We start from the raw sequence: 11910 nt of genomic DNA, 5'->3' as shown, positions 1-11910 counted from the left end.
CTCGCCGGGTACGGCCAAAATTTGGTCCGCACCCACCGTAAGCACGCGAATGGGACGGTCAACGGCTCTTGGCCGGGCGCCGAAGTCCCGGAGAGGCGGAAGAGGCACGCAATTCGGGCCATTCGTGGGAAATGTGAGCTCGCGGGCCGGTCGGCCGCGCACACTGGAGGGCATGGGGGAGCTGCTGGATCTGATCCTGCCGCGCAACTGTGGCGGCTGCGGGGCGAGCGGAACCGGGTGGTGCGCGGACTGCGCCGGCGCGCTCTCCGGTCCACCGATCCGGATTCGCCCGCGGGCCGATCCCGGGGTGCCGTGCTGGGCCCTGGCGGGCTATCGGGGCGCGCCGCGGCGGGCCGTGCTGGCCGCCAAGGAACACCGGCGCAGGGATCTGGCGGCCCCGCTGGGGCTGGCCCTGGCCAGGGGGCTGGATCATTTGCGGGACACCGCCCGGCCGCTGCTATTGGTGCCCGCGCCCAGCCGCCGGACCGCGGCGCGGCGGCGCGGCGGCGATCCGGTGTTGCGCGCGGCGGGCGTCGCGGCGAGTTGGCTACCCGATTGCCGACTGTTCAGCACGTTGCGCATGCGGCCCGGTGTGCGGGATTCGGTGGGCCTCGGCTCCGGTGACCGCCAGCACAATCTGTGCGGGCGGATCGTCGTGGCGCCCGACTGTCCGCCGACCGGGTGGTTTGCGGCAAATGCCGAGGTAGTGCTGGTTGATGACGTGCTCACGACGGGCACCACCATGCGCGAGTCGGTGCGCACGCTGGCGGCGGCCGGGGTGGCCGTTCGTGCCGTGCTGGTTACCTGCCACGCTTGATTCTTCGAAATTTGCGTGAACACTGGCGGACAGGTCGCTGGCGCATTAGCGTGGCGATCAGACACCCGAACTCGAACGTTTGGAGGTGGCGCCTCGGACATCATGTGCCGAGCGAATTTCGATCGGCACACGTTTCAATCCCGCCGCACGAGCGGATTGTGCGGCCAGATCCGGGAGGTACGCGTGACGACTACTTCACGACCTTCAGCGAAGAACACAGACACCGCGGTGCTGCTGGACGACGCTTACTTGTCAGACGAGCAGACTCCTGCTCGGGCCACCAACGCGGATGTCGTGGTCAAGGGCCGAACCCTCGGTGAGGGTGGAGTGCCCGATCACTTCCGAATTCACGTCGCGGACAAGCTGTCCCGCTTGGAACGCTTCGATCCGACCATCTACCTCTTCGATGTGGAACTCACCCACGAACGCAACCGTCGTCAACGCAAGAACTGCCAGCGGATCGAAATCACCGCCCGCGGCAAGGGGCCCGTCGTGCGGGCCGAAGCGTGCGCGGACAGCTTCTACGCCGCCCTCGAGTCGGCGGTCGAGAAGCTGGAGAGCCGGTTGCGCCGCCTGAAGGATCGCCGCCGCGTGCATCACGGGGACAAGACGCCGATCTCGGTCTCGGAAGCCACCGCCGGTCTCATCGACGACGCCCTCTTCGCCTCGTCGAACGGTACGTCCGATGCCCACGACCACGCCGCGGAAGCCGACGAGAACGCCGGTCCCGGCCATGTGGTGCGCACCAAGACCCACCCGGCCATCCCCATGACGGTCGATGACGCCCTCTACCAAATGGAGCTCGTCGGCCACGATTTCTTCCTGTTCCAGGACAAGGAGACCGACCGACCGTCGGTCGTCTACCGCCGCCACGCCTTCGATTACGGCCTCATCCGCCTGGCGTAGGGAACGGACAACTCCAACCATTTCCGACCGGGGCCGCAGGGGCCCCGGTCGCTTGCTGTCCCGCCTTCCCGAGACTTCAGCGCCCGGCCTGAGTGCCGTCGGCGCCGCGCATGCGTGCCGGCGGTCGGATGGGTGCCTGCATTTGGACGTACCCGATGAGTTACCCGGCCCTCACGAAATCACTGGGTCGTCTTCCTGATACAAGGTGTATCGCATTCTTTCTTACTTCGCGGTAAGTTGGTGATACCACTTGTTCTAGAAAGGAATGCGCATGGCCACCAGGGGCGCTCGCCGTGCTGTCATCGTGTCCGGTGTCCGGACCCCGTTCGTCCGGGCCTTCACCGACTACACGCGGATGGATTCCATCGATCTGGCGGATACCGCTGTGCGCGGGCTGCTGGAGCGCACCGGTTTGCCGAAGGGCGAGGTACAGGCGATCGTGTGGGGCGGAGTGATCCTGCCCAGCGCCGCACCGAACATCGCCCGCGAGATCGCGCTGGATCTGGAACTCGATCCGGGCTGTGAGGGCTACACGGTGACGCGGGCGTGTGCGTCCGGGTTGCAGGCCGTGACTTCGGCCGCGGCGGCCATCGAGCGCGGCGAGTACGACATCATGATCGCCGGTGGTAGCGACTCGACCAGTAATGCCGAGGTGAAGTTGCCGCAGAAGGTGGTGCACGCGGCGGCTCCGCTGGCCTTGGGAAAGCCCAAGGCGAAGGACTATCTCGCGGCGGCGGCGCAGTTGGCGCCCTTCTATGACCTGGTGCCGCGACGGCCCAAGATCGAGGAGCGCACCACGGGGGAGGTCATGGGGGAGTCGGCCGAGAAAATGGCTCGCATCCATGGGATTTCGCGGGCGGCGCAGGATGAGTTCGCCGCGCGGTCGCATCATCGGGCAGCCGCCGCCATCGATTCCGGTCGCTTCGACAGCGAGGTGCTGTCCGTAACCACCCCTGATGGGAAGACGGTGAGCCGGGACGCGTTGGTCCGGCCGGGCACCAGCGTCGAGAAACTCGCCACCCTCGCACCGGTTTTCGAGAAGAACGGCACCGTCACCGCGGGCAATGCCAGCCCGCTCACCGACGGCGCGTCGGCGGTGCTGCTCATGAGCGAGGAGAAGGCGCGTGAACTGGGCTTCGAACCCCTCGCCGCCTTCCGGTCCTGGAGCTATGTCAGCGTGGATCCCCGCGATCAGGTGCTGATCGGCCCGGCCATCTCCATGCCCCGCGCTCTGGACAAGGCCGGAATGTCTTTGGCCGACATCGATTTCGTCGATATCCACGAGGCCTTCGCCGCGCAGACCCTGTCCGTGGTCTCGGCCCTGGCCAGCGAGGAATGGGCCAAGACCCGCCTCGACCGCGATACCGCGGTCGGCGAGATCGACCCGGCAGTCCTGAATGTGCACGGCGGCTCCGTCTCCCTCGGCCACCCCTTCGGCGCCACGGGCGCGCGCATGGTCACCACCATGGCCAACGAACTGGCGCGGACCGGCAAATCGACGGCGCTGCTCGGTATCTGCGCGGCCGGCGGCATCGGGGCCTCGGCCATACTCGAGCGGGTCTGACTCTCCGATCACATGTGACGGATATTGCCTTCCTGTCGTGCGACAGGTTTGCTACCTGCGAATTCGTGCCGGCGGAAGGCTGAAATTGTCGTGTGGATCACGCGCTTTACTGAGTGCGCTCATTTTGAGCGTTTGGGCAGGTCAAGCCTAGTCTGAAAGCGGGATTGGGATTCAGAACTCGAAATGAAAGCTGGCGTTTCGTCATGTCCGTTCGAAAGATTGCCTACTCCGCTGTTATTGCCGTTCCCGTCGCCATTGCCGTGACGCTCGCGGGTGCGGGCTCCGCCTCCGCCGCGACGGTCGACTCGCAGCCCGCCGCTCCCGCCGCCGAGGTGCAGCGCGATCCCACCACCGGTATCCCGGTCGAGACCCTGAACACCATGGGCCAGGACGCCGCGATCGGCGCCGGTATCGGCGCGGTGACCGGTGGGGTCGCGGGCGGTGTCGCCGGTGGCGTCGTCGGCCTGCCCGCCGGCGTGGTCGGCGCTGCCGTGGGCGCTCCGATCGGCGCGGCCGCCGGTGGCGCGCTGGGTGCGGCCGTGGGAATGTCCACGGTGCTGGTCCCGCTGCCGCCGGTCGAGGCCGGGGCTCCCATCGTCTCCATTCCGGTCAGCATCGGTGGCGCCGCTCTCGGCGCTCCGGTCGGCGCCGCTCTCGGATTCGCTGCGGGCGAAGCGATTCCGGTCGCCATCGGCGCCGCCGGTGGCGCCGCCGCCGGTGCGGCCGCGGGCGCGGCCATCGGCGCGGGCGTCGGGTACGCCACCGCACCGCAGCACTGATCACCGCGCACCCGCCGGAACTCCGATTCGCCCGGGCGGATCGGGGTTTCGGTGATCGTGATTCGGGAAGTCTTCGGTAACGGAGAATCGATCAGAACGGGTGCGAGATATGTTCGGCAAGAAGGCAATCGCCACCGTGGGTGCGGCGATCGCGCTCGGCGCCGCCGGTAGCGCCGTGGCCATGGCTGATACGACAGTGCCGACCGATCCGGATATGAAGCTGGTGCTACAGGATTATCGCGAGCATGTCGGCGAGCGATTCCGGGTGCACGGGCTGGTCTACTCCGATGCCGCCGCCTGGACCCTGGTGTACGTCACCGATGAGCCGTCCGAGTTCTACACCATCGACGGTGCGCGGGCGGAGGTCGTGCGACCGACGGCCGAGCCGATCACCCAGGGCGATATCTTCACCGGCACGATCAGCATTACCGGGCGGGCCGGTTTCAACGATCCGGTGGTCATGCTGGAGGACGTGCGAATCGTCGGCCGGCAGTGGTGAGTTCGCGAGTTCAGTCGCGCGCGATGTAGCTCTCCCAGTGGATCGCGGCTTCCAGGGGCCGCCGCGTCCGCCAGCCGAAGCGCTCCAGATCCGGCACGGACTGGAATTCGTGGACGGGGCCGACGCACAGCCAGGCCACCGGTTTCACCTCCGCGGGCGCGCCGATCAGCTCGGCCAGGAACGGGGTGTCGTAGAAGCTCACCCAGCCCACGCCGATGCCCTCGGCGGTGGCGGCCAGCCACAGGTTCTGGATGGCGAGAATCGTTGAGTAGATGCCGGTTTCGGGCACCGAGGCGCGGCCCAGCACGTGCGCGCCGCCGCGGGTCTGGTCATGGGTCACCACGATGCCGGTGCCGGACTCGGTAATGCCCTCGATCTTGATGGGGTCGAAGGTGGCAGCGCGATCGGCCGGCAGGGAGTCGTGGAATTCGCGGCGCTTGTCCGCGACATGCCCGGCGAACTTCTCCAGCACGGCCCGGTCGCGGACCACGACGAAATCCCAGGGCATGGAATTCCCCACGCTGGGCGCGCGATGGGCCGCGTCGAGAATCCGCAGCAGGGTGTCGTCGGGCACGATCTCCCCGGTGAACTCGGCCCGCACGTCGCGACGCAGGCGGATGGCGTCGTAGACGCTCGGACATTCAGCTGGGGCGATCGGGTCTTCGGAACACACGGGGACCAGTCAACCAGGTCGCGAAAACGCCCCCGCCGAAGGATCGGCGGGGGCGTTTCGGAGCGGTGTCAGCCGACCAGCGCCGGTTCGCGGCGGCGGGTGAGCTTCTTGCGGCCCGCGGCCAGCGCGGTGCGCAGGCCGCGGCGCTTGCCGGTCGCCGGATCGATGACGGTCGCGCCGCCGAAGACCTTCTCCGACTTGGTTTCCGGGGCGTCGTGGGTGCTGCGGCGCAGGTACTTGTTGGGCAGCGACAGCTTCATGATGGTGCGCCACGCCTTGGCGTACTGCACCGGCAGCGAGCCGGTGGTGTACGGCAGGTCGTACTTGTCGCACATGGCCCGCACCCGCACCGCGATCTCGGCGAGGCGGTTGGACGGCAGATCCGGGAACAGGTGGTGCTCGATCTGGTGGCTCAGATTGCCGGTCATGAAGTGCATGAGCTTGCCGCCGGAGATATTGGCGCTGCCCAGCATCTGACGCAGGTACCACTCGCCCTGGGTCTCGCTGTCCACATCGCTGCGGGTGAACTTCTCCGCGCCGTCGGGGAAGTGGCCGCAGAAGATGACGGCATTGGTCCACACATTGCGCACCACATTGGCGGCGAAGTTGGCGGTCAGCGTGCCGAAGAAGGCGGGACCGGTGAGCAGCGGGAAGAGCAGGTAGTCCTTGCCGACCTGCTTGCCGATCTTCTTCAGCACCAGCTTGCGGTCGGCGTCGAACTGCTGCCACTCCGGGCTGTCCTTGGCCCACTTCTTCTTGGCGACCTTGCCCAGCTCCAGGTGCTGGATGGCGACGCCGTATTCGAAGAACATCTGCAGCAGCAGGTTGTACACCGGCTGGCCCAGGTAGAACGGCGTCCACCGCTGATCGCGGGTGACGCGCAGCAGGCCGTAGCCGATGTCGTCGTCCATGCCCAGCACATTGGTGTACTTGTGGTGCAGGAAGTTGTGGGTGATCTTCCAGTGCTCGGCCGGGCCGGCGTTGTCCCATTCCCAGGAGGTGGAGTGGATCTCCGGATCGTTCATCCAGTCCCACTGGCCGTGCATGACATTGTGGCCGATCTCCATGTTCTCGATGATCTTGGCCGTGCCGAGCAGGGCGACGCCCGCGAGCCACGCGGGCGGGAACAGGCTGAAGAAGAGCACGCCGCGCCCGCTGATTTCGAGCGCGCGCTGTAGGCGGATCACGCGTCGGATGTAGCGGGCGTCGGCTTCGCCCCGGGAGGATTCGATTTCGCGGCGGATGGCGTCGAGCTCTGCACCGATGGCCTCGACATCCTCCGGGGTGAGGTGCGCGTATTCCTTGACATCCGAGATCGCCATGCTGGTTACACTACCGTAGGTTACGGTTCCGTAGGTTACCTACGAATGAATCCCTAACGTGTCGAACACCGCATTGCGTTCGATATGCGAATCTGTTAGAGCTTGCGACCCAGCACGCGCAGCAGCGACCGCTCCCGCTTGGCCTTCGATTTCAGCAAAGCCTTTTCCTGCCTTGCCTTTTCCTGCAGCGCCACCCTGGCCTCGCGCAGCACTTCCTGCTCGTGCTGGGCTTTCTCCTTGAGCGCCACCTTGGCCTCCTGCAGCGCCGAGCGCAGCCCGCGCCGCTTGCCCGTCACCGGGTCCACGCCGGGCCAGTGATGCTCGGACAGCCACTCGCTGTGCTCGGCGATCCACTCGCTGCCATTGGCCAGCGAGGGCATGGTCGGCAGCGTGATACCGGCGAACTTGCGCTCCGAGGAGGTCTCCGGAGCATCGTCGGAGGTGCGCTTGAGGAACTTGTCCGGCAGTGCCAGCTTGTGAATCGTGCGGAACGCCAGCAGGTACTGCTTGCCCAGCGAGCCGGTGGTGTAGGGCAGGTCGTACTTGTCGCACAGCTCGCGCACCTTCACCGACACCTCGGGGTACCGATTGCTCGGAATATCCGGGAACAGGTGGTGCTCGATCTGGTAGCTGAGATTGCCGCTCATGAATCCCATGACCGGACCCGCCTTGAAATTGGCGCTGCCCAGCATCTGCCGCAGGTACCACTCGCCGTGCGTCTCGTTCTCGAACTGCTCGACGGTGAACTTCTCCGCGCCGTCGGGGAAGTGCCCGCAGAAGATGACCGCGTAGGCCCACATATTGCGGATCAGGTTCGCGGTGGCATTGGCCTTCAGCGTGGACTTCCACGCCGGTCCGGTGAGCGCCGGGAAGATCACGAAATCCTTGGCGACCTGACGGCCGGCCTTCTTCCAGAAGTCCTTGTTGGGCTCGGAGAAGATCTGGTTGCGCGGCACCCCCATCTGATCCTTCATCGCCGACAGATCGTGCAGCGCGATGCCCCACTCGAAGGTCGCTGCCAGAATCAGATTCGCCAACGGCTGGGCCAGGTTGATCGGCTTCCATTCCTCGTCGCGCGTCATGCGCAGGATGCCGAAGCCCAGATCCTCGTCCATGTCGAGGATATTGGTGTAGGTGTGGTGCGAGTAGTTGTGCGCGGCCTTCCACTGCGCCGAGGTGCCCGTCATATCCCACTCCCAGGTGGTGGAGTGGATCTCTGGGTCGTTCATCCAATCCCACTGCCCGTGGCTGATGTTGTGCCCGAGCTCCATGTTCTCGATGATCTTGGCGACCGAGAGCAGGGCGGTGCCGGCCAGCCAGGCCCAGCGATTCCTGGAACCGAACAGGGTGGCGCGCCCGGCCGCCTCGAGAATGCGCTGGGCGGCGATGGTGCGGCGGATGTACTTGGCATCGCGTTCGCCGAGTGACGACTCCACATCACGGCGAATGGTGTCGAGCTCCTGACCGAGGGTCTCGATATCGGCCGCCGTCAAATGAGCGAAAGCCTTGATGTCGGTGATGGCCACCGGCGATCCTTCCGTGGTTGATCTGCCTCGCGCCGAACGGCGGATGCGCGGTTCCGAATGGCGACCGCTTCAGGCTCGATTGCTATCGAGGGTAGCCGTTCGGCGGCGCGACGGCCGCACACGGTCCGCGCGTCACACGTCGAGGGTGCAATCGCCGGCGGCCGCGGAGATGCAGGTCTGCACTTTGTCACCGGCGCGATGCTCATTGCCATTGCGCAGATCGCGGACGTGACCGTCGGTGACGGTGAGCACGCAGGTCTGGCAGATGCCCATGCGGCAGCCGAACGGCATCTGCACGCCCGCGCTCTCACCCGCCTGCAACAGCGTGGTGGCGCCGTCCACTTCCACGCTGCGGCCGGTGCGGCCGAAGGTGACGGTACCGCCCTCGGCGGAGGCATTGCGCTCGATCTCGAACCGCTCAACGTGCAGCTTGTCCGCGACTCCGGCAGCCGCCCAGTGCTTTTCGATCTCGTCCAGCATGGCGGCCGGACCGCACGCCCAGGTCTCGCGTTCGCGCCAATCCGGCACGCGCTCATCCAGATCGGCGAGCGCGAACTTGCCGTGCTCACCGGTGAGATGCAGGTCCGCGGTGAAACTCGGGTGCTTGTCGTGCAATTCGCGCAACTCGTCGCCGAACATGACGTCGTCCGGGGTGCGCGCGGAGTGAATGTGCCGCACATCCGGCACCACGCCGCGCCGATCCATGGTGCGCAGCATGGCCATGACGGGCGTGATGCCCGAACCGGCCGTCAGGAACAGCACCTGCGCCGGCGGCGGCTCCGGCAGCACGAACCCGCCCTGCGGCGCGGCCAGGCGCACCACGCTGCCCACCGGCACGCCGTTGACCAGATGGCTGGACAGGAAACCCTCCGGCATGGCCTTCACGGCGATCGAGATGAGCCGCTTGCTGCGATGCTCGGGATCGGTCCAATCCGGCGGGCAGGTCAGCGAATACGACCGCCAGTGCCAGCGGCCGTCCACGAGCACGCCGATGCCGATGTACTGCCCCGGGGAGAACTTGAAGTCGAACCCCCACCCCGGCTTGATCACCAGCGTGACCGAATCCGCCGTCTCCTTGCGCACATCCACGATCCGCCCGCGCAGCTCACGCGCCGACCACAGCGGATTCACCAGGTGTAGATAGTCATCCGGCAGCAGGGGAGTGGTGATCCGAGCCGCGGCCCCGCGCAGCGCGTTGAGCTTCGTGCGGCCCGCGATGGCGCTCTCGGTGACCGGAGCCTCCAGCCATTCCTTGAGCCCACGCACGGAGAATCCACCAGCTTTCAAACCCATGATTGCGGAGCTTTCCTGTCGATTGCGGCGAGGTCGTCCCCGCAAGGTTACGGCATCGTAGGTTACGGCGCCGTAGTAAGGGTCCGGGGTTAGGGGGTTGGGGCACAGCCCTCTCCCCTCCTTAAGGGGGTTTGGGGGCTTAGCCCCCTCTCCCTCTCTCCGGGGGTTTGGGGGCTTGGCCCCCATCTCCCTTACTGCTTACAGCAGGTCGAGCAGGAACGGCAGTTCCTGCGCCGCATACCAGGCGAGCTGGTGATCCTCGGCATCCCCCAGCACGAATTCGGCATCCGAGTCACCGAGATCGGCGGCATCGATCACATCCACGGCCTTGGCCACTTCCGGCTCGGCCTCGGCCAGGTCGACGTGCACCGACGCGATCCGGTCATAGGCGATCGGAGCCGACAACCGCACCACCGCATCATCGAGATCCGGCCGCAGCGTCGCACCGTCCACATCGGCCGCGATGACCGCCCGCCGGAAGATCGGCCGCCGCACCGGCGCCTCGCCGTCGTCCTCGGAACCGGACTCGGCGGCATTCTCAGCTGCGGCCTGCTCATCGGCCAGCAGCCGCAGCGACGCCCGCGCGGCCTCCGCCATGGCCACCTCGGCGAGTTCCTCGTCATCACCGGAGGCATAGGCCTCGCGCAGCGCGGGGGTGACGGCGAACGCGGTGTCGTTCATCGCCCGGATCTGCCGGTCCGCGACCAGCTCCCGCAGCATCGGCACCGTCGCCGGGACGTAGACACGCAGCTTCTTCGTGACGCCGGACTCACTGGACGCAGGCACCGAGCATCTCCTCCATCGACTCGTGCACCGAAGCGGTCAGCACCGCGATATCGGCCATGGCATCGCGATCGGCGGTGAGCCCGTAGAACACCCGTCCGTCATAGGACGTGAGCCCGATACTCAGAGCCTGAAAGCGCAGCAACGGCGATACCGGGTACATCTCCAGCATCCGCGCGCCGCCGATGTACATCGGCTGTTGCGGACCCGGCGCATTGGTGATCACCAGATTGAACGTGTGCTCAGCAAAAGTACTCGCCGACCGCACGCTCATGGCGTGCAGGCTCGCCGGAGCGAATCCGGCCATGTGCACCAGGGTCCGCGCGCGCACGCCGCGCTGATGCTGGACGTGTACCTCGGTGGCGTGCTTGATGTGCGCCAGCCGGATCACCGGATTCGGTTCGCCGACGGGCAGATCCACCAGCAGCGAGGTCACCTCGCCGGCCGGTTTCAGCTCCGCCCCGTCGGCGTAGACCGACATGGGGACCACGGCGCGCAGCGTGTCGGCCTCGGTCAGCACCTGGCCGCGGGAGAGCAGCCAATTGCGCAGCGCGCCGGTGACCACGGCCAGGATGACGTCATTGATGGAACAGTCGAACCGCTTGCGGATCTTGCGGTAGTCCTCGAGATCGGTGCGCACCACCTCGACCCGGCGATTGCGGGAGGTCCGGGTGTTCAGGGGGCTGTCGGGCGCGCCGATGGCGGCGGTGCGCAGCATCGACACCATCTTCTTCACGGCCTTGCCGGTGGCGTCGAACAGTGCGAACGCCTCGGCGCTGTGATGGCGCGCCACCTCCAGGGCCTCGCGCGGCTGGGTGGCCAGGTGCAGCACCGCGCCGACCAGCAGTTCCAGATCGGCGGGTTCGCGCCGTGCGCCCCAGGCGGCATGGGCGACCTCGCGCGGCGCGGCCGAGGTGTCGAGGATCACATGCCCGATCTCCAGCGCGCTGTCGCCGTCCACCAGCGCCGAATGCGTCTTGGTGAAGACGGCCGTGCGCCCCTCGGACAGGCCCTCCACCAGGTACATCTCCCACAGCGGCCGTGTGTGGTCGAGCGGGCGCGAGGCCAGCCGGGCGACCAGATCCAGCAGCTGATCATCGGTGCCCGGTTCCGGCAGCGCCGAGCGCCGGATGTGATAGGTGATGTCGAAATGCGCGTCGTCCACCCAGACCGGCCGGCCCAGGGCGAACGGGATCTCGCGCACCTTGCGCCGGTACAGCGGCACCAGCGGCAGCCGCGATTCGACGAGGTCGACGAGGCCGTCGTAGTCCAGTGGCGCCTTGCCGGAATTCCCGGTCGGCACGGGATTGCGCAGGATGGCCAGGGATCCGATGTGCATCGGGTTGCTGCTCGACTCGAGCCGGTAGAACGACGCGTCCTGCGGCGTCAGTCTGGTGATCACGCTGCCCCGTACTCCCTTGTCCTGCCTGCGCCCGCATGCTTTTCCCCTGCCGAGGCGTCGGCGTCCGGCGTCGCGCGCCGATTGTGAGCAAGCTATCGCAATCCGATCACCAGGGGGAACCGTCCGGGCGCCACTGCCCGCCGCGCGCCATCGTCGGCGATCCCGGCCCGGGTGTGCGGGCGCAAGCCTCCGCACGCCGGACCTTGTCCATGGTACGCCAGACGGGTCTGAAACACCTTCTCCAACAATGCGATTCATGAGCGAATCGCCGCAGCTCACGAAGGCTGTCCGGGGCTGAACGCAATTCACCCACGCCTACACAGCTGCTACACAGCCATGCGCATTA

11 protein-coding genes are annotated in these 11910 nt (G+C 66.9%); 5 read left to right on the top strand and 6 right to left on the bottom strand.

The annotated features are described in order from the left end of the window. Positions 1–172 precede the first annotated feature (172 nt). The 5 genes from ACYQ5L_RS31505 to ACYQ5L_RS31485 all read left to right on the top strand — a co-directional run bounded on the left by ACYQ5L_RS31505 (position 173) and on the right by ACYQ5L_RS31485 (position 4565). Positions 173–817 carry a ComF family protein gene (locus ACYQ5L_RS31505; protein ID WP_459961839.1) on the top strand — a complete coding sequence of 215 codons (645 nt, stop codon included), beginning with the start codon at positions 173–175 and terminating at the stop codon, positions 815–817. 231 nt (positions 818–1048) lie between these two features. Beyond that, positions 1049–1723: a ribosome hibernation-promoting factor, HPF/YfiA family gene (hpf, locus tag ACYQ5L_RS31500; RefSeq protein ID WP_459963601.1), complete on the top strand. Its 675-nt coding sequence runs from the start codon at positions 1049–1051 to the stop codon at positions 1721–1723. Positions 1724–1994: 271 nt separating this feature from the next. Continuing rightward, positions 1995–3287, top strand: coding sequence for an acetyl-CoA C-acyltransferase (locus tag ACYQ5L_RS31495; protein WP_459961838.1), 1293 nt, complete (start codon positions 1995–1997; stop codon positions 3285–3287). Positions 3288–3490: 203 nt separating this feature from the next. Next, positions 3491–4066 (top strand): hypothetical protein, encoded by a 576-nt coding sequence (locus ACYQ5L_RS31490; protein ID WP_459961837.1) that lies wholly within the window; start codon positions 3491–3493, stop codon positions 4064–4066. A gap of 109 nt (positions 4067–4175) precedes the next feature. Continuing rightward, entirely contained in the window at positions 4176–4565 is a 390-nt protein-coding gene (locus tag ACYQ5L_RS31485) for a hypothetical protein (protein ID WP_459961836.1), read from the top strand. Between the two features lie 10 nt (positions 4566–4575). Here ACYQ5L_RS31485 and bluB read toward each other — a convergent pair whose 3' ends face one another. The 6 genes from bluB to ACYQ5L_RS31455 all read right to left on the bottom strand — a co-directional run bounded on the left by bluB (position 4576) and on the right by ACYQ5L_RS31455 (position 11564). Then, the gene (gene bluB / locus ACYQ5L_RS31480; protein ID WP_459961835.1) at positions 4576–5238 is read right to left on the bottom strand and encodes a 5,6-dimethylbenzimidazole synthase; all 663 of its coding nucleotides are present in this window, start codon (positions 5236–5238) and stop codon (positions 4576–4578) included. Positions 5239–5306: 68 nt separating this feature from the next. Beyond that, complete coding sequence (locus ACYQ5L_RS31475) at positions 5307–6560, bottom strand: fatty acid desaturase family protein (protein ID WP_459961834.1); 1254 nt, start codon at positions 6558–6560, stop codon at positions 5307–5309. 95 nt (positions 6561–6655) lie between these two features. Continuing rightward, positions 6656–8086, bottom strand: a complete 1431-nt coding sequence (locus ACYQ5L_RS31470) for a fatty acid desaturase family protein (RefSeq protein WP_459961833.1) — start codon at positions 8084–8086, stop codon at positions 6656–6658. A gap of 132 nt (positions 8087–8218) precedes the next feature. Next, a complete protein-coding gene (locus tag ACYQ5L_RS31465; protein ID WP_459961832.1) occupies positions 8219–9379 on the bottom strand; it encodes a ferredoxin reductase in 1161 nt (386 codons plus the stop codon). Positions 9380–9577: 198 nt separating this feature from the next. Continuing rightward, a complete protein-coding gene (locus ACYQ5L_RS31460) occupies positions 9578–10099 on the bottom strand; it encodes a DUF6912 family protein (protein ID WP_459963600.1) in 522 nt (173 codons plus the stop codon). Positions 10100–10148: 49 nt separating this feature from the next. Continuing rightward, positions 10149–11564 (bottom strand): WS/DGAT/MGAT family O-acyltransferase, encoded by a 1416-nt coding sequence (locus tag ACYQ5L_RS31455; RefSeq protein ID WP_459961831.1) that lies wholly within the window; start codon positions 11562–11564, stop codon positions 10149–10151. Positions 11565–11910: the final 346 nt, after the last annotated feature.

Source organism: Nocardia sp. IFM 10818, assembly GCF_054655275.1.
This window is presented reverse-complemented; position numbering and strand designations above follow the sequence as displayed.